Origin of the sequence: Spiractinospora alimapuensis, assembly GCF_018437505.1 — a bacterium.
Classification (GTDB): domain Bacteria; phylum Actinomycetota; class Actinomycetes; order Streptosporangiales; family Streptosporangiaceae; genus Spiractinospora; species Spiractinospora alimapuensis.
Genome location: NZ_CP072467.1, coordinates 1,511,877 through 1,529,905, shown reverse-complemented (window position 1 = coordinate 1,529,905; position 18,029 = coordinate 1,511,877). Strand labels below are relative to the sequence as shown.

Genomic DNA, 18,029 nt, shown 5'->3' with positions numbered 1-18,029 from the left:
AGGGGGATGGGGGCGTATGGACCTGAACTTGCACCGGTTGGGGATATTCCTTCGGGTGGTGGACGCGGGGAGTTTCTCGGCGGCGGCGCGGAAGTTGCACATGAGCCAGCCGTCAGTGTCCAACCAGGTGAAACAGTTGGAGACGTCGGTCCGGGCGACGTTGGTGGACCGCGCGGGGAGTCGGGTCCGTCCGACGGCGGCGGGGGAGGTGCTGGCCCAGTACGCGCGCCGAATCCTGTTGTTGGTGGAGGAGGCGGGCGCGGCCGTGGAACAGGTGCAAGGGGTGCGGGCGGGGCGACTGCGGTTGGGTGGGACGACGACCGTGGGGACGTACCTGTTACCCGCGTTGATCTCCTCGTTCTGCGCGGAACATCCCGGGGTCGAGAGCGACCTCGTGGTGGGCAACAGCGAACAGGTTGAGGAGGCCCTGCTGACGGGGGACATCGGGCTCGCGGTGCTCGCCGGAAACCCCACGGCGCCGCAGTTGGTGGCGGAGCGGATCCTCACCGACACCCTGGTGCTGTGCGCGTCACCGAGCCATCCCTTGGGCGGCGCCACGGGAGTCGACCCACGGCGACTCGCCCAAGAGCGCTTCCTGCTGCGGGAACCCGGCTCGTCCACCCGAGCCGACCAGTGCGCGGCGCTGCGTCAGTGGCGTCTGGACAACGCCACGACCGCCGACATCTGGGGCGCGGAGACCATCAAACGGTCGGTGACGTCGGGCCTGGGGATCACCCTCATGTCGGAGCACGCCGTGGGCGACGACCTCTCGGCCGGACGCATCACCGTCATCGGGGTCGACCCGCCGGTACGGGGGCGTGACATCGTCGCCTGCCACCGCCGGGACCGGTTGCTCTCACCCGCCGAGTCCGCCTTCCTCACCCGTCTGCGCTCCATCGACGAGTGGCCCGCCTGACGCACGCGTCAGGCGGGCCACGGTCTTCCTCCTCGTGCGGCTAGCTCTCGCCGAAGACCCGGTCCACGACCCGCGCGGCCGCCCCACCGTCGTCCAACGGGCAGAACTGCTCGACGAACGCGCCGTAGCGGGCCTTGTGCGCGGCGTACACCGAGTCGATGTCCTGGACCGCCTCGATCACCGACTGCGACGTCGGGAGCAGCGGTCCCGGTGCCATCGCGTCGAAGTCGAAGTAGAACCCACGCAGCTTGTCCCGGTACTCCTCGAGGTCGTAGGTGAAGAACAGCATCGGCCGCCGCGTGTTCGCGAAGTCGAACATGAGGGACGAGTAGTCCGTCACCAGGACGTCGGTGATCAGGAAGAGTTCCTGGATCTCGGGGTAGGTGGACACGTCGTGGACGAACCCGCCGTCAACGGTCGGCACCCGGTCGACGATGTTGGGGTGCCGGCGAACGAGCAGCACGTGGTTCGCTCCGAGGGCGTCGCGCATCCGCTCGAAGTCCAGGTGCAGGTCCAGCTTGTACTTGCCCGGCGTGTAGAACTTGTCGTCGCGCCAGGTCGGGGCGTAGAGGATCACCTGCTTGTCGGGCGGTACCCCCAGCCGGGCCCGGACCCGTGCGGCGGTCTCCGCGCGTTCCGGCCGGAAGAAGATGTCGTTGCGCGGGTAGCCGGTCTCCAGGACCTCGCCGTCGAACTCGAAGGCCTCGCGGAGGATCGGCGTCGCCCAGGGACTGGGCGAGACGAGGTACGTCCACTGCTGGGCGTCGCGACGAACCCGGTCGTGGAAGTTCTGGTCGGTGAATCGCACCGTCTCGATGTCCACCCCGATGCGCTTGAGCATCGATCCGTGCCAGGTCTGCACCACGGTCTGGTCCGGGTGGCGTTCGTACCAGATCGGCAGGTGGGCGTTGGTCACCACGTGGGACGACCGCGCGAGGGCGTGGAAGTAGGAACGGCTCCCGTGGACGACGGCGTCGGTGTCCTCGGGCACGCGTGCCTGCCCTTCGCGTACCAGCCAGCCGGTCGGTGTGGTGGATCCACGTCGGGACAGTTCCTCGTAGATGTCCCGCGGGCTGTCGGAGTACTGCCGCCCGGAGTAGCTCTCGAAGTAGGCGAAGTCCTCGATGACCCCGCGCCGCAGCGCGGGGTAGGTACGTTCGCGCAGTAGTTGCTGTGCGTACCGTCCCTGGTCGGCGGCGGGCAGGACGGAGCCGACGCGCAGCACCGGTACGTCGAACCGGATCGCGTCCACGCTGAGTGTCTGTCCCTCCACCTCGGTGCGCGCCGGCAACGTTTGAATGACACTGTGGTCGAACTGTGTGTGCAGGTCGTCGTGGTCGTTGCCCGCGAGGTGTCGCCGCAGGGACAGGCTGTAGCGTCCCGGCTTCATCGGGATGCCCGACCCGTAGTCGGGGAGGGCGAGCGGACGCAGCCGGGCCTCGAACAGGTTTCCGGAGGTGACGAGCGGTATGAGGTGCTCCTCGGCCCGTCCGTGCGCCCGCACCACGAGTGACAGCGCCATGGTGTCGGCGTCGGCGAGCTCACCCGAGAGGCGGAGTTCGTCCCCGCTCCAGCTCACCGCGGTGAGGTAGGGCCGTGGAACACCGACGCGCATGACGGCCCATCCGGCGTGGTCGCGCTCCACAGTGACCTGGTACCCGGCCAGTTCGTAGCGGCCCTCGCGACGGAGCGGGGCCAGGCTGAGCGGCTTGGTCTCGCCCTGGTCGTCCACGAGCTCCGCCCGCCAGCGTTCCGCGACGAGCGGCCCCCCCGGAACGGAACGCCGGTCCGCGAAGCCCTCCGCCAGGGTGGCGATCGGGACCCGTGCCCGGAACAGGGACCCCTTCGTCTCGGGCGTGAACTCCAACCGGACGTCCCCCGGCATTCGGGTAAGGCGCACGGTGGCGGGCGTCCATGTCGCGTGCACCTGACCGGCGATCACCAGGTCGTCGCCGTCGTGCGCGTGTTCGGTGATCTCCGCGCGCTGGCTGTCGACGATGAGGCACAGGCCGTCGGAGCCCCGCCACGTCGGCCGAACGGACACACCTGGCGCGACGTCGATGGGGGAGGGGCGCTGCGGCTGACCCGAGGCCGGGCTGGTGAGACGTCCGGTGCGTCGCAGGCCCCGGTTCAGTACGGTCAGCTCGACGAACCATTCACCGGGTTTCCACCAGCCGCCGGTGCGTAGCCGCTGGGGGTCGAGGGTGACCTCGTAGCCTCCCCAGTCCTCCCGTGCCGTCTCGACGTCCGCCGGGAGGCTGAACTCGTTGGCACGATGCTGGGACACGGCCAGTCGCACGCGGCGTCCCGACTCGGGGTGGACGGCGTGGGCCCGCACGAACTGTTGCCACCGTCGGGTGGGCCGTAGGTACTTCAGGCACACGCGTCCGGAGATCACGAGCTTGTCGTCGACCCAGGTCACTTCCTCGGTTTTCTGCCGGAGTGTCAGCTCGTCGTCGAGCCGGAACACGTGGCGCGGGATCCGGTTCGTCCGGTCGTCCTTGTAGGGATAGGACGCGTAGAAGCGTGCCCCGTGCCGGACGGCGGGAGCGCGGCGTTGCTCCGCGCTCTTGGAGTAGGCGACCATCTCCACCAGCTCGGGCGTCATGCGGCGGCGCACCAGGTGCCACATGAGGCGTTCCATCGCCGGCAGCTTGGTGAGGGCGTCCTTGCTCACCGTGTCGAGGAACGAGTTGCCGAGGTCGAGGAAACGTTCGCGGTAGTCGTCGTCGCCCTCGTCCAGCAGCCGCATGAACAGCTTCAGGTCACTGCGCAGCGCGGTGGTGTCCCACGCGCGTTTGTCCTCCGGACGTGCCCGGATCGACAGGAAGTGGCTGGTGGCCCACACGGCCCGGAACCGGTCCTCCATCGCCCCCGGTTGGAGGCGGTCCTGGGTGATCGAGGTGGCGTCGTCGCTGGGCCGTTCCCGCCACAGGTACACCGGGGCGGAGTGGACGTCGACCGCGGACGCCGCGAAGTGCGCCGGGATGGCGACGGCGATGTCCTCGTACAGGACCCCCTCAGGGAAGCGCAGCCCCTCGCCGTCCCAGAAGTCACGGCGCCACACCTTGTTGGTCACCAACCGGTCGGTGAGCAGCGACTCCCGCGTGGAGATGTGCGCTCGACGGGCGTCACCGCGAAAGACGCGCCGGTGCATGGGGGAGGGATGGGTGCCCAGCTCCGTCAGGCGACGAACGTTCCCGGTGGAGAAGTCCGACCCCGACTCCCGAAGCCCGTGCAGGTGGCATCCGAACGCCTGCGGAGGGATCACGTCATCGGAGTCGACGAAGGAGAGGAACTCGCCCTCGGCGTGGTCGATGCCGGTGTTCCGCGCCGCACCCAGGCCGCCGTTCTCCTGTTCGACGAGATGGAACCGACTGTCCTGGCTCGCCATCCGCTTGGCGATGGTGGCGCTTCCGTCGGTTGACCCGTCGTCGACCATGATGACCTCGAGGTCCCGCCACGACTGCAGCTGGAGCGATCTCAGGCACTCTTCCAGGTATCGCTCGACGTTGTATATCGGCACAACGACGCTGAGGGCGACCATACGTGTGTCCCTCCTGCCGGCGGCGGGAGACAGGCATTTCCCGCCGATTGGCTATGACCAGTGCAAATGGTGCATATGGCTGTCGGGCACGAGTGTCACGAGGAAGACCCGTCCACGGCCAGACGGCACACAGGAGGACGGGGCAGTGCATGCGCATTCTTGAGGACGCTTTGACGTTCGCCGTTCGGTCGGCCACCGTTGGTCGCCGCGAGCTTGACGCGGACGGGTGACGCGGTGTGGCGGGACGCGGTCAGCGTCGATCGACCCCCGGCGGGGGCGAGGGCGCAGCGCCGGGGCGAGCGGGGCGGAGTGTTCGGCTACCCGCGCCCGCGGAAGGCGTTGACCGCGTCGGTGAGTCGTTCGGTGACCCCGCGCCGGTCCTCGTACGTGTGGGGTTCCGGGCTGGCCGCGAGGTGCTCGAGCTGGGTCCGCAGTGCGGCGATCTCCTCGTGGAGCTCGCTGATCCGCTTGTCGGCCTTGTCCTGTCGACGGCCGACCCGCGTCGCGTTCTCCTTCAGCCACGCGAACCGGTAGGCCAGGTCACCGTCGTCACCGAGCCACGGCTCCACCGGCGGCGCAAGCGTCACGGAGGCCAGCCGCGCCTCGAACGCCGCGCCGGCGTCGCCGCCCGGGGCGTACACGTGGTCGACGCCGTGGCGATCCAGGTACCCCACGAAGCGCTGGAACCGGTCGCCGTGCCCGGACACCAGTGGGGTGTAGTCGGATTCGGCGTAGAGCTTGGCCGGGTCCGCGTCGGAGGGAAGGTCGTTGAGGAAGTAGTGCGGGATCTCGAAGTACTCGCTGAGTTCGCGCGTCCGGGAGTCGTGGCACAGGACCATGCCCGGTGTGCCGCCGAGGAGCGCGGTGATGGTGCCGTGGATGCGTGTCCCGAGGGCGAAGTCGAACGTCGCCATGTGCCTGATCCACGTCTCGGGCTCGAGGTAGAGGCGCGTCCGGTTCTCGCGCAGGAGGGGATGGGAGCGATGCCGTGGGTAGTCGGCGCCCGTTCCGGCCGCCTCCGAGGTGTCGCCCCAGTAGAGGAGTTCCAGGTCCTTGATGTCCTGGGCGACGTAGTGGAGGCGCGGGTAGCGGTTCAGGTTCGTGTTGACCAGTGCCGCGATGGGTTGTGCACAACTGGAGGTCATGGACACGGCGATCGCGGCGTCCCGGGAGAGCTCCGCCGGGGACTTCTCCACGTTCAGCCGGCCGCCGTAGCGGAACAGCGAGGGGCAGCCGATGACGTCGACGTCGGAGAAGCCGAGCCGGTTGAGGTACCGCTCGGTCAGCGGGCCCCGAACGCCGATGCTGGGCCCGTGGTCCAGGACGGTGCCGACGAACGCCCGCACGGTGTCGTCCAGCGGGCGTAGTCGTTCCAGGTCGTAGTCCAGGCTGGTCTGTGCGCCGATGCCCAACACGACCACGGGGATGCGAAGTTGGCGGATGAGTTCGGTCCAGGCCGCCAGCACGTGGCGCATCCCCGGCCGGAAGGCGTTGGCGAAGGGGAGGACCAGCACGTCGTAGGTCTCGTTGATGTGTTCCGCGGCGAGCGGATCCGGGCGGAACCCACCGACGGTGATTTCCTGCCCTGGCGTGTACAGCGTCTTGTGGACCGAGTCACTGAAGACCAGGTTGCCCAGGTTCGCGCCTCCGACGCTGCGCCGCATCGCCATCTCCGCGCTGATGGGCTCGAACGGGCTCTTGCTGGAGCGCAGCAGTACACGCGTCATGTCGACAGTCCTCACCTCGGTCGATCGCGTCAAGTAGTTATGTTGTCACTTTTGGTTGCTCGTTGCGATCTTCGGCGCGGGGGGTCGGTGCCCGCGCCGCGAGATCCTCGCTCGGGGTGCCGCGATTGCCCGAACAGATGGGTCGATGGTCGAATTGTCGTGGGACTGGACTCGAGTCACGCCCCGTCGGGACTGGCGTGACGGACGGAGGACGTACATGGGACGCCGCTCCCTGCCGGTCGTCCTGGGTGTCGTGGGGCTTCTCGCGACCACGCTGGAGCGTCCGGAGGCCTCGGCCGCGGACGACGACCTCTCCCGCGTCATGTTCTCGGGCGACTCGCTCACCCAGGGGGCCAGCGACGACTGGACGTGGAGGTTCCACATGTGGAACCACCTGGAACCGAGCGTGGACGATCTGGACTTCGTGGGGCCCGACGACGATGTTCTCGGCGGGTGGCCTTTCGGGTCCGAGGACTCCTCATACCGTGACCCGGACTTCGACCAGGACCACAACTCCGCGTGGGGACGGTCCCTGGAACAGGCCGCGCGGACCATCGGTGCCGACGTGGCCGAGTACCAGCCGGACCTGTTGCTCGTTCTGCTGGGCACCAACGATCTCGCGTTCCGTGCGTCACCGGAGGACTACGAACAGAGCCTTCGCACCTATATCGCCGACGCCCGCGCCGAAGTGCCCGACCTGCACTTCGCCATCGGGGAGGTGCCGCCCATGGAGTACATGGGCATCGACGGTGAACGTGAACGGACGCTGGCGGAGTACAACGAGGTGATCAACGAGGTCGCGCGTGAGGAGAGCACGCCCGAGTCGCCGATCGCCGTGGTCGACATCGCCGGCGAGCACGGGTTCACCGCCGAGAACGACACCTATGACGGAACCCATCCGAACGACGAGGGCGAGATGCGCATCGCCGCGGCGTTCGCCGACGTGCTCGCAGCGGAGTTCGATCTGGGCGAGCCCTACGCCGGTCCCTATCCGCAGGACGGCGACCTCGAGGAGCGGGAGGACGACGGAGCGGACGTCGGGGAGGGGAGAGACGAGGACACGCCGTCCTCGCCGGGCCCGGGCTGCTCAGCTCTCTGAGCGCGTCGCCGAGCCCAGCGTGGTCCCACGGCCGCTCACCCGGACCCGTTCGGGGTCGCCACGGACACGGCCGCCTCGCCGGTACTGGTGCCGTCGGGTGACCCCATGCCACGGGTCGACGTGGTGAGCTCCTGTGGCCGCACCCGACGCAGGGCCAGGAACGCCTGGACGCCGGCGTAGGCGACGAGTACCGCCCCGGCGAGGCTGGCGATCTGCAGTCCCTGCGTGAACGCGTCCTGTGCCGTGGCGACCAGCGAGGTCGCGACGTCGGCCGGGAGGTCGCGCGCGGCCTCCACCGCCCCGCCGAGGGTCTCGCGGGCTTCCGTCATCGCGGACGCGGGGACGTCCGGGACGACTCCGATCCGAGTGCTGTAGACCACTGTCAGGATGCTGCCCAGGACCGCGACCCCCAGGGCCGCGCCGAGCTCGTAGGCGGTCTCGGAGATCGCGGACGCCGCCCCGGCCTTCTCCGGCGGGGCCGAGGCGAGGATCGCGTCGTTGGTGATGGTGTCGGAGAATCCGACTCCCACGCCGACCAAGACGAACGCGAAGACGGCGAGGGTGATCCCCGTGTCGGGGGTCATCGACCCCAGAAGTACGAGTCCGAGGGTCGCGACAGACAGTCCCACCAGCAGGAGCAGCCCCATCGGCAGGCGGCGGGCCAACGGTACGGCGACGAAGCCGAAGGCGACCGTCAGCGCCATGCCGGGAACAAGCACGAGTCCGGCCCGCATCGGGCTCAACCCCAGGACCAACTGGAGGAACTGGGTGAGGGAGAACAGCGTGCCGACCAGGGCGAAGGTCAGGATGAGGTTGGTGACGACGCCCACACTGAACGGCCGGATCGCGAACAGTCGCACGTCCAACAGCGGGTTGGGCAAGCGTAGCTGCCGGCGTACGAAGAGAGCGCCCGCGCCGACCCCCACGGCCAACGCCACCACGGCCAACAGCACGGAGTCCCCGGCGACCAGCTTCTTGATGCCGAAAACCACGGCCAGGAGCGCCATCATCGACAGCGCCACGCTCGGCAGGTCGTAGCGCCCCGGGTTCGGGTCTCGTGACTCGGGGAGCAGCGTGCGGCCCAGCACAAGGGTGACCACCATGACCGGCAGGTTGATCAGGAACACCGACCCCCACCAGAAGTGCTCCAGGAGCCAACCACCGAGGACAGGACCGAGGGCGGCACCGGCCGAGAACGCGGAGCTCCACACGGCGATGGCGAGCAGGCGTTGGCGACGGTTGAGGAAGATGTTGCGCAACAGTGAAAGGGTGGCCGGCATGAGGGTCGCGCCGGCGATCCCCAGGAGGGCCCGGGCCGCGATCAACATCTCCGGGCTGGTGGAGAAGGCGGCGACGAGGGACGCGGCGCCGAATCCGAACGCCCCGACCAGCAGCAGGCGCCGCCGACCGATCCGGTCACCCAACGTGCCCATGGTGACCAGGAGACCGGCCAGCATGAAGGAGTAGATGTCGACGATCCACAGAAGTTGTGTCCCGCTCGGGCCGAGGTCGGTGCTCAGGTGCGGGACCGCGAAGCCCAGGACGGTCATGTCGACCGAGATGAGCAACACGGGCAACACCAGGACCCCGAGGGAGACCCACGCGCGCGCACCGGCGCGGGGGGCGTCGTCGTGCGTGACACCGGGCGTTGTCACCGCGGAGCTCATTCCTGCCTCTGTTTCCTCGTGAAGGTGTGACACGTTTATGTTAACCGTCCAGACGGTACAGTACCGTCTGGACGGTATACTCGTGATTGTGAGTTCAACGACAACACGTGACCGGATCCTCGACTCTCTCGCCGAGATCCTGATCGACCAGGGCAGTTCCGCCGTCACCCTGGAGGCGGTGGCCGACCGGGCCGGGGTCTCCAAGGGCGGACTTCTCTACCACTTCCCGTCCAAGAACGCCCTGATCAACGGGTTGGTCGAGCGGATGGCGGCGGAGGCGGAGGAGCTCTTCGCGGCCGCCCCCCAGCACAGCGGCGGAGTGACCGGCGCGTTCCTGGAGGACTCGCTCCCGAGCTCGCGCGAGGAGGCGGCGCTGTACTGGTCGCTCATCGCCGCGCTACGCAGCCAGGAACTGGCCTCGCCCGAGGCAATGGGGCTGATCAACGATATCTTCACCCGTTGGGCCACGATGCTGCGCGAGGACGTCGGTGACCCGGTCCTGGCCGAGACCATCCGCCTCGTTGGAGACGGTCTCTATCTCACCGCCATCGCCGAGCTGCCCCAGCCCGACCCCGTGATCACCCGCAGGATCATCGACGACCTGGTGGACCGGGCCGCGCGGGCACGCGCGGAGCGCGAACCCCCGGGGGTAACCGGCCGAGCGGGTGAGCCCAGGCGCTGGTGAGTCGGTGGCCAACGGGGAAGACTGAAGGACGTGAGAGAGTCCTTCCTGGAAGTTCCCGGCGCCCGGCTGCGCTACGAGGTTCGGGGGTCCGGCCCGGCACTGGCGCTGATCGGGCTACCGATGACCGCGCCGGAGTTCGCGCCTCTGGCCGACGCGCTCGCCGACACCTACACCGTGGTCACCTACGACCCACGCGGCTACGGCCGCAGCACCATCGAGGATCCCGACCAGGACACCACGCCGCGGCTGGCCGCCGACGACGTCGGCCGGGTGTTGTCGACCGTGGGGCCCGGGCCGGTGCGTGTCTTCGGCAGCAGCGGAGGAGGCGTCACAGCGCTCGAGCTCGTCGCCACGCACCCCGACCAGGTGCTCACCGCCGTGGTGCACGAACCACCGACCGTCCACGTCCTCCCCGACGCCGCGGAGCTCGAGGGGGTGGCGACCGACATCCGCGCCACCCTGCGCGCCGGCGACCCGGAAATCGCGCTGGGGGCGTTCCTCTCCTTCGCCGGCTTCACCGTGGACGAGGCACTCCCCTCCCCGCCGCCGGGCCGTGACGCCGAGCAAACCACGGCCAACGCCCGGCGCATGATCGGACACAGTCTCGTCCCGACCACCACCTATATCCCCGACCTCCCCGCGCTTCGCGCCGCGGGGGTGAGGCTGGTCCTCGGGGTGGGATCCGACTCCGTCGGAACGCTCGCCCACCGTGCCACCCTCGCCTTGGCGGACGAACTGGCCACCGAGGTCGTCACCTTCCCTGGTGGTCACACGGGATTCGTCGACGAGCGTGGCTCCGGGGTGGCGCCCGAGGAGTTCACCCACGTGCTGCGTGGACTTCTCGCCTCGACCGACACGCCGTGATCGACGATTCAGGCCGGCGTGGTCGCGCACCGGCGTCCCTGGTCACGGCACTGGGGCCGGTCGAACGGCGAGCTGGCGGGGCGTGAACCAATTTCGTGGATGTGGCCGGGAAAAGCGGCAATGAATCGGATGGTAACCCCGGGTCCATTGTGTGGAAATGTCGCGCGACCTAGAATCTCGCGCATGATCACGCAGTTTTTGTCTACGGTAGACGGATCTCTTCGCCTCGCGGGGTTCGCCTGCGCCTCGCGTCGGCTGTGACGGCGGAGCCGCCCTGGCGTGAGCAGCCACGTCGGCGCCGTAGCCACCGGGCCGGTCCGAACGCGCGGAGTTCGGTCCCTTCGGTGGGTCCATCCCCGCCCCCACTCGACCAGGAGCCGCGTTGGAATACATGAACTCGCCGATTCTGTGGATCTGCGCGATCGCGGTGTTCGTCGTGATCGCCGTACAGAGCCTCATCTACATGCGCGCCGCCAGCCTGGCCGGACCTGAGGTCGGGGTGTCGCGCGCCGATCTGCGGGCCTCCTTTCGCTCCGGCGCTGTGGCGGCGATCGGACCGTCCCTCGCGGTCGTGGTCGTCGCCGTCGCCCTGCTGGCACTCTTCGGAACGCCGGCCGTTCTGGTCCGGATCGGGCTGGTCGGCTCGGCGGCGACCGAGACGGCCTCGGCGCAGTTGGCCGCGGGAACGATGGACGCGGAGCTCGGCGGGCCCAGTTGGACCGCCGAGGTTTTCGCGGTCGCCTTCTTCGCGATGTCCTTCTCGGGAATCATGTGGATGGTCGCCACATTGATCCTGACCCCCATTCTGAAGCGCGGCGACGCCAAACTGCGCAGGGTGAACCCCGTCCTGATGTCGATCGTGCCCTCGGCCGCGCTGCTCGGGGCGTTCTCCTCACTCGCGGTGGCGGAGCTTCCCAAGAGCAACTTGCACGCCTTGATCGTGGCGGTCTCCGCACTCGTCATGGCGGTGTGTCTCCTGCTCGCCCGGCAGCTCAATATGCACTGGCTCAGGGAGTGGGCACTCGGATTCGCGATCATCACCGGCTTGGTCGTCGCCTACTTCCTGCACGAGACATCGCTCGGCCTGGCCTGAAGGAGGAATCGTGTCACTCGGAACCGAATCGTTCTCGGCCGGAGCGGGCGACCTCGCCTACGCCACCTACGACCGGACCACCTCGCGGTGGGGCCGGATCACCATGCTGGTCGCGCTCGCGTTCTCCGTCGCGGGCCCGCTGTACCTCGTGTTCGGCACGGACCTGGAGTTCACCTCGAACGGCCTGCTCATCGCGTTCCTCGCCGTGGCGGCCGTCTACGGCGTGATCTGGGTGATCGAGCCCCTCACCTACTATCCGGTGCTCGGCCCGGCCGCGATGTACCAGGCCTTCATGATCGGCAACATCGCCAACAAACTCGTACCGTCGGCGATCGTGGCGCAGCAGACCATCGGAGCCAAGCCCGGAACCCGCCGCGCCGAGTTCAGCGCCGTCATGGCCATCAGTGGTGCGGCCATCGTCCACATCGTCTCCCTGCTGGTGTTCGTGGGGCTACTGGGCACCTGGCTCATCAGCCTGCTGCCCACCGCCGTGGTCGACGTGGCGCGCGACTACATCTTCCCCGCCATCATCGGGGCGGTGGTCGTCCAACTCGCCGCCTACGCCAAACAGCCACGCATCACGGTGATCGCCCTCGTCGTCGCGCTGGTGATCCAGGTCCTGCTCGCCCCGTACCTGGGCCAGATGTTCTCCAACTTCGCGACCGCCCTCGTCGTCCTGTTCACCGTGGTCCTGTCGTGGCTCCTGCGCGATCGGCGCGGACAGACAGCGCCCCAGCCGGACGCCTGACCCCGACCCCCAGCCAGTGACCGGCACTCGACGGGAGAACCCGGGATCGCTGGTCAGCACCGCACCACACGAAGGAGGATCATTGACGACGTTGGAATCGGTCGCACACCTCGGCGACGAGCTGCGGGACCAACTCCACCAGTTGTACGTGCACCTGCATCGCAACCCGGAACTGTCGATGCAGGAGAACCGCACGGCGGAGCTCATCGAGGAGCGCATGCGGGCGCTGGGGTGCGAGACCTTCCGGTGCGGTGGGACAGGGGTGGTCGCGGTCCTGCGCAACGGAGACGGGCCGATCGTCGGCTTCCGGGCCGACACCGACGCGCTGCCGGTTCAGGAGGACACGGGGCTGGACTACGCGTCGACGGCACGAGGCACGCTTCCCGACGGCACAGACGTTCCGGTGATGCACGCCTGTGGGCACGACACCCACGTGACCTGCGCGATCGGAGCGGCGACACGGCTCGCCGCCACTCCTGAGGCGTGGGCGGGCACGGTCGTCTTCCTGTTCCAACCGGGGGAGGAGACGGCCGCCGGTGCGAAGGCCATGGTCGAGGACGGCCTGTGGGACCGCGCGCCCCGCCCCGAGGTCGTCTACGGTCAGCACGTGTGGGCCGGGCGCAGCGGCGGCGTGGAACTGTCCACGGGACCCGCGATGGCGATGGCCGACTCCTGGCGCGTGACGGTGCACGGCAGAGGTGGACACGGGTCCCGCCCGGAGGACACGATCGACCCGGTGGTGCTCGCGGCCCACATGGTGGTGCGGATCCAGAGCGTCACCTCCCGAGAGGTTCCGGCGCAGGCGGCGACGGTGGTGACGGTCGCGACCTTCCACGCCGGGCTGAAGGAGAACATCATCCCCGCGACGGCCGAGTTCACGCTCAACGTGCGCAGTCTCGACCCCGCCGTTCGTGAGCGCGTCCTCGCGGCGCTACGGCGGGTCATCGCCGCGGAGGCGGCCGCCTCCGCGGCGCCCGAGCCGGAGATCGAGGAGCTGTACAGTTTCCCGCTCCTCGTCAACGACCCCGAGGAGACGGCGTCGGTCCGGGCGGCTCTCGCGGCCGCGCTGGGGGAGGACAAGGTCATGGACCGTCCGGCCCAGATGGGCAGCGAGGACTTCGGGCACCTGCCCGACGCGATCGGCGTGCCCGGCGTCTACTGGTTCTTCGGTGGCATGCCGGACGCGGTGGTCGACGGCGGCGATCCAGTCCCCACCAACCACTCGCCCCACTTCGCCCCGGTACTGGAACCGACCCTGTCGACCGGAGTCCGGGCCGCCCTCGCCGCGATCCTGTCCCGACTGGGCGGGGCACGGTGACGGGTCGTACCCGGGGGGTGGCCCCGCGCCTGGTCCGATGACGGAGTTGGCCGTTGGCGTCGCGGGCGCGACCCCGCGACGTCGTCACGGGGCCGCGCGAGGCGCCGTCGGGTGCGCGTCCCCGAGGGGCACGCGCCCGCGTCCTTCCGTCACCCCGGACCGTCATCGCGCTCCGGCCGGCTCCCCGCTCCGGCACGGCGGTCGGCCACCGGTGGAGGGTACGAGGGCGAGTGGGTGAGTGAGGCGCGCTCGTCCTGGGGGCTCGCCGCCGCCCGGGCGCGTGCGCTCCGCCGGGCGTGTGATCGAGTGGGCGGAGCGAGGAGCCGCACCCTCGGTGCTGACGTTCTACCGCCCAGGGGTCGACTCGTCGACCTCCTGGCGGTCGACCTCGGCCAGGGCGCGCATGACCGCGATCATGCGGCGGTCACGTTGGGCGATGAGTTCGGCCGTGGTCCGTCCGTTCACGACCCGCTCGGTGCCCTCCACCATGTCCTGGCGGAGCTCATCGGTGAGTTCGGGCGCCGTCAACCGGGTCCACGGGTAGCGCAGGGCCGGACCGAAGTGGTCGAGCATGTGTGCCATACCCCCGTCACCGCCGGCGAGGTGGAAGGTGAGGCACGGCCCGTGGAAGGCCCAGCGCAGACCGGGGCCGTCGGTCATGGCCTGGTCGATCTGCGCGACCGTCGCCTCCTTGTTGGCCACCATGTGCAGCGCTTCGCGCCACGCCGCCTCCTGGATACGATTGCCGATGAACCCCGGCAGCTCGGAGTCGAGGGTGATGACGGACTTGCCCGCGGCTCGGTAGAACTCCGACGCCCAGCGCACCGCCCAGTCCGCACTGGCCCGTCCGCCGACGACCTCGACCAGCGGTACCAGATAGGGCGGGTTGAACGGGTGGCCGACCACGAGCCGTTCGGGGTGCAGCGTCGCTCCGGTCTGCATCTCGCTCATCCCGTAGCCGGAGGTGGAGGAACCGACCACCACGTGCTCGGGGGCCGCGCGATCGATCTCCGCCAACAGCTCGACCTTCACATCCAGCCGCTCGGGGGCGCTCTCCTGCACGAAGTCCGCTCGCGACACCGCGTCGGCGAGTGTGGCCGCGACCTGGAGATTGTCGACGCTGGCACCCGTGGCCAGACCCAGTTGGGTGAGGGCCGGCCAGGCAGCGGCGACCAGTTCCCGGAGTCGGGCCTCCGCGTCCGGAGCGGGGTCCCACGCGACGACGTGGTAGCCGCGGGCCAGGAAGTGGGCGACCCAGCCACCTCCGATGACGCCCGCTCCCACGCAGGCGACGGTGCGAACGGCGTCCGGCGCGGGCAGGGTCGATGGTGCGGTCGAAGTCATGATCTCCTCGTCAGGGGGTCGGATCCGTCGATTCGGGCACGGGGGTGCCACGGGAGCGTGCACCCACGGTGATCGCGGTGCTGCGTGGGCCGCGGCCCGGCGGCCGCGGCGGACTACGCCGGGCGTCGGCTGGGAACGCGCGGTCGTGGGGGTGTCGGGGTTCCGGGGGACCGGGGGCGGTCGGCGGTCACTCCTGGACGATGTCGCGTTCGATGACGTCGCGCATGGTCTGGCGCATGTCCGTCACGGTGCGTCCGGGCATACCGGCGAGGACCTGGATGCCCATCCCGTCGACGAGCGCCGTGATGCGCTTGGTCATCTGCTCTGGATCGAACGCGCCGAACACCCCGGTGTCCTGGCCCTCGCGCAGGGTGCGGGCGATGGTCTCGTGCCAACGCCAGTAGGAGTCGGCGTGGAGGTCCCGCATGGTGGGGTCCAGCGCGGCGGCGGTCCAGACCTGCAGCCAGATCGACCACTCCAGACGTAGACGCCCAGGGTGGGGGAGCTGGAGCTCGATCAACTGGTACAGGCGTTCCCGCGGGTCGACGATGGTGTGCAGCCCCGCGACCTGACGGTCGAACGCGAGACGCACGGAGTGTCGCAGTGCCTCGAGCAGCAGGTCACGAAGGGTCGGGAAGTGATAGTGCACCGTCGCCGCGGACGTTCCACACTCCTTGGCGATGTCGGCGACCCGGACGGCGTGGTAACCGCGTTCGGCGATCAACGTCCAGGCGGCGTCGATGATCTGCTGGCGTCGGTTGTGTTCCCGCAGTGCACCCGTGTCGTCGGCGATGCCGACCGGCGTGGAGGTGACCTCCGCGGAGGGGCGTGGCGTGGCGGTGACCGTCGTCGCCGTGTCGTCCCCGTTGACCAGCCAGTTGACGGTCACCCCACCGGCTTCGGCGATGCTGACCAGTTCGTCGGCGCTGAAGCGTCGCGTCCCGGTCAGTGATTTGGAGAGCTTGGAGGGCTCCATGCCGATCCGCGTCGCGAACACGCGTTGCAGCTCGTCCGAGCGTTGGATGATGTCCCGCACCCGGTCCCGTACGTCGTTCGTTGCCCTGTCGCTCATCACCCGGGGACGCTAGCAGGGAAGTCGCGGGATTCGCAATTGGCGAGGTGTTGTCAATTCGTTATCCCGGAATGGGTGTGGAGGCACGTAGGGCCTTGTCCACTGGGGTTTCCCGTGTGTTCGGGAGGCTGGTGTGGCGGTGGCATTCGGGCGAATGCGGTGACTGGCTGGTTGATCAGTCAGGCGCAACAGGGATATGAGTTAGAGGTCCCATCCCCTAGTCGGAGGCTCTGCCATCAACATCGACAAAAGAGTGTTCTGGCCTGCGCTGGTACTGGTCATCGGCTTCGTGACGCCGTTCGTGATCGTGCCGGACACCGCGCAGGCCGTCCTGGGTTCTGTCTTATCCGTCCTGGAGTCCGACTTCGGTTGGCTCTACATCTGGTTCGTCGCTGGCGCCGCCGGCCTTCTGGGGTGGCTGGCCTGCAGCCGGAACGGCCGTATCCGCATGGGTCGCGACGAGGACCGCCCCGAGTTCTCCACCGCCGCCTGGCTCGCGATGATCTTCACCGCCGCGATCGGCGGCGGAATCATGTACTGGGGCATCATCGAGTGGGCCCACTACTACGTGGAACCGCCGTTCCAACTGGAGCCGCGCAGTGTCGAGGCGGCGGAGTGGTCGGCGACCTATCCGCTCTTCCACTGGGGTTTCACCGCCTGGGCGGTGTTCTGCGTGCCGGCGTTGGCACTGGCCTACCTGTACCACGTGCGCAGGATTCGCAGTCTGCGTCTCAGCGACGCCTGCCGCGGCGTCCTCGGCGACCGTGTGGACGGCTGGGCCGGCCGCGTCATCGACGTCATCTTCATCCTCGGAATGCTCGGAGCCGCGGGAACATCCCTGGGGCTCGCCGTTCCCACCATCTCCGCCGGGTTCGCCCGTTTGTTCGGTCTCCCCTCGGGCACGTGGCTGGACGTCGGCGTCATCGCCCTGTGGACGCTGCTCTTCGGCGGTAGTGTCTTCCTCGGCCTCCAGCGTGGCCTCCGGCGTCTCGCCAACATCAACCTGTGGCTGGCCGGCATCCTGGGTCTGATCGTCCTGGTCGTCGGACCGACCGTCTTCATTCTCGACACCTTCACCAACAGCGTTGGAACGCTGCTGCAGAACGTCGTCCAGATGAGCTTCTACACCGACCCGGTGGGTGAGTCGGGATTCGAGGAGACCTGGACCGTCTTCTACTGGGGGTGGTGGATCTCCTATGGGCCGTTCGTGGGCCTGTTCTGCGCCAAGATCTCCAAGGGCCGCACCGTTCGCCAGATGATTCTCGGCATGTGTGGGTTCGGCAGCCTCGGCTGCTGGCTGTCCTTCACCCTGCTCGGCAACTCCGGGCTCGCCTACGAGCAGCGAGGCGCGGGTATCGCCGACGCTCTCGAGAGCGAGGGAGCGGTCGCGGCGATCTTCGCGACCCTCGACGCCTTCCCACTCAGCGGTCTGATCACCACGCTCTACCTGGTCCTGCTGCTGATCTTCCTGTCCACCACCCTGGACTCGGCGGCCTACGTCATGGGCGCCACGACCTCCCGCGACCTTCCCAACGAGGTCGAGCCCGCGCGCGCCAACCGTGTGCTGTGGGCCGTGGTGCTCGCCGCGGTCTCCGTCGCCGTGATGTCCGCGGGAGGAGTCGGCGCGCTGCAGACATTGGCGGTCGTCACCGCGGCCCCACTGATCGTCATCCTGACGATGGTCGCGATCTCCCTGGTGCGCTGGCTTCGCGAACACGACCAACCCGAAGGGTCGGGTCCACCGTCGGAGAAGGCCATCCCCTCCGCCCCGGACGACGCGCTGGAACGTCTGCCCTGACCACGAGGTCACGCACGTCGTTGACCGCGCTGAGCCCATCCGCCCTCCGTGGTGCGGGTGGGCTCTTTCGCGCGCCATGTGCGTACGGGACTTCGTGCCCCCGTGACGGGCGCACCGCTCGCGGCCTGGCCGCGGCTTCGCCACACCGATA

Annotated in this window: 13 protein-coding genes; 8 read left to right on the top strand and 5 right to left on the bottom strand. The window is 68.9% G+C overall.

Translation table 11 applies throughout. From position 1 onward, the window contains the following. Positions 1 to 16 precede the first annotated feature (16 nt). Positions 17 to 916, top strand: a complete 900-nt coding sequence (locus tag J4H86_RS07065) for a LysR family transcriptional regulator (RefSeq protein ID WP_236542707.1) — start codon at positions 17 to 19, stop codon at positions 914 to 916. Between the two features lie 40 nt (positions 917 to 956). On the opposite strand, the gene J4H86_RS07060 is transcribed toward J4H86_RS07065, so the two are convergent. Together J4H86_RS07060 and J4H86_RS07055 are read right to left on the bottom strand one after the other, a co-directional pair. Further along, positions 957 to 4,463, bottom strand: coding sequence for a bifunctional glycosyltransferase/CDP-glycerol:glycerophosphate glycerophosphotransferase (locus tag J4H86_RS07060; protein ID WP_236542706.1), 3,507 nt, complete (start codon positions 4,461 to 4,463; stop codon positions 957 to 959). Positions 4,464 to 4,780: 317 nt separating this feature from the next. Further along, entirely contained in the window at positions 4,781 to 6,190 is a 1,410-nt protein-coding gene (locus tag J4H86_RS07055; RefSeq protein ID WP_236542705.1) for a polysaccharide pyruvyl transferase family protein, read from the bottom strand. A 217-nt stretch (positions 6,191 to 6,407) separates the two neighbouring features. Here J4H86_RS07055 and J4H86_RS07050 point away from each other — a divergent pair, with 217 nt between their 5' ends. Next, positions 6,408 to 7,289 (top strand): GDSL-type esterase/lipase family protein, encoded by an 882-nt coding sequence (locus J4H86_RS07050; RefSeq protein WP_236542704.1) that lies wholly within the window; start codon positions 6,408 to 6,410, stop codon positions 7,287 to 7,289. Positions 7,290 to 7,324: 35 nt separating this feature from the next. On the opposite strand, the gene J4H86_RS07045 is transcribed toward J4H86_RS07050, so the two are convergent. Beyond that, positions 7,325 to 8,956: an MFS transporter gene (locus tag J4H86_RS07045; protein WP_236542703.1), complete on the bottom strand. Its 1,632-nt coding sequence runs from the start codon at positions 8,954 to 8,956 to the stop codon at positions 7,325 to 7,327. A gap of 88 nt (positions 8,957 to 9,044) precedes the next feature. Here J4H86_RS07045 and J4H86_RS07040 point away from each other — a divergent pair, with 88 nt between their 5' ends. From J4H86_RS07040 to J4H86_RS07020, 5 genes are all read left to right on the top strand, one after another. After that, the gene (locus tag J4H86_RS07040) at positions 9,045 to 9,641 is read left to right on the top strand and encodes a TetR/AcrR family transcriptional regulator (protein WP_236542702.1); all 597 of its coding nucleotides are present in this window, start codon (positions 9,045 to 9,047) and stop codon (positions 9,639 to 9,641) included. A gap of 30 nt (positions 9,642 to 9,671) precedes the next feature. Next, the gene (locus J4H86_RS07035; RefSeq protein WP_236542701.1) at positions 9,672 to 10,505 is read left to right on the top strand and encodes an alpha/beta fold hydrolase; all 834 of its coding nucleotides are present in this window, start codon (positions 9,672 to 9,674) and stop codon (positions 10,503 to 10,505) included. 391 nt (positions 10,506 to 10,896) lie between these two features. Continuing rightward, complete coding sequence (locus J4H86_RS07030; protein WP_236542700.1) at positions 10,897 to 11,598, top strand: DUF5058 family protein; 702 nt, start codon at positions 10,897 to 10,899, stop codon at positions 11,596 to 11,598. A gap of 10 nt (positions 11,599 to 11,608) precedes the next feature. Further along, positions 11,609 to 12,346, top strand: a complete 738-nt coding sequence (locus J4H86_RS07025; protein ID WP_236542699.1) for a hypothetical protein — start codon at positions 11,609 to 11,611, stop codon at positions 12,344 to 12,346. Positions 12,347 to 12,428: 82 nt separating this feature from the next. Further along, positions 12,429 to 13,664 (top strand): amidohydrolase, encoded by a 1,236-nt coding sequence (locus J4H86_RS07020; protein ID WP_236542698.1) that lies wholly within the window; start codon positions 12,429 to 12,431, stop codon positions 13,662 to 13,664. A gap of 345 nt (positions 13,665 to 14,009) precedes the next feature. On the opposite strand, the gene J4H86_RS07015 is transcribed toward J4H86_RS07020, so the two are convergent. Both J4H86_RS07015 and J4H86_RS07010 read right to left on the bottom strand, forming a co-directional pair. Beyond that, complete coding sequence (locus J4H86_RS07015; protein WP_236542697.1) at positions 14,010 to 15,008, bottom strand: 3-hydroxyacyl-CoA dehydrogenase NAD-binding domain-containing protein; 999 nt, start codon at positions 15,006 to 15,008, stop codon at positions 14,010 to 14,012. Positions 15,009 to 15,195: 187 nt separating this feature from the next. After that, positions 15,196 to 16,080 (bottom strand): TetR/AcrR family transcriptional regulator, encoded by an 885-nt coding sequence (locus J4H86_RS07010; RefSeq protein WP_236542696.1) that lies wholly within the window; start codon positions 16,078 to 16,080, stop codon positions 15,196 to 15,198. A gap of 253 nt (positions 16,081 to 16,333) precedes the next feature. Between J4H86_RS07010 and J4H86_RS07005 the strand changes: the two genes are divergently transcribed. After that, the gene (locus tag J4H86_RS07005; RefSeq protein ID WP_236542695.1) at positions 16,334 to 17,878 is read left to right on the top strand and encodes a BCCT family transporter; all 1,545 of its coding nucleotides are present in this window, start codon (positions 16,334 to 16,336) and stop codon (positions 17,876 to 17,878) included. Positions 17,879 to 18,029: the final 151 nt, after the last annotated feature.

Bases quoted from the DNA above. Each gene is read 5' to 3' on its own strand.
- J4H86_RS07055 (WP_236542705.1), bottom strand. From the start codon at position 6,190: ATGACGCGTGTACTGCTGCGCTCCAGCAAGAGCCCGTTCGAGCCCATC.
- J4H86_RS07065 (WP_236542707.1), top strand. From the start codon at position 17: ATGGACCTGAACTTGCACCGGTTGGGGATATTCCTTCGGGTGGTGGAC.
- J4H86_RS07045 (WP_236542703.1), bottom strand. From the start codon at position 8,956: ATGAGCTCCGCGGTGACAACGCCCGGTGTCACGCACGACGACGCCCCC.
- J4H86_RS07015 (WP_236542697.1), bottom strand. From the start codon at position 15,008: ATGACTTCGACCGCACCATCGACCCTGCCCGCGCCGGACGCCGTTCGC.
- J4H86_RS07060 (WP_236542706.1), bottom strand. From the start codon at position 4,463: ATGGTCGCCCTCAGCGTCGTTGTGCCGATATACAACGTCGAGCGATAC.
- J4H86_RS07010 (WP_236542696.1), bottom strand. From the start codon at position 16,080: ATGAGCGACAGGGCAACGAACGACGTACGGGACCGGGTGCGGGACATC.
- J4H86_RS07030 (WP_236542700.1), top strand. From the start codon at position 10,897: ATGAACTCGCCGATTCTGTGGATCTGCGCGATCGCGGTGTTCGTCGTG.
- J4H86_RS07050 (WP_236542704.1), top strand. From the start codon at position 6,408: ATGGGACGCCGCTCCCTGCCGGTCGTCCTGGGTGTCGTGGGGCTTCTC.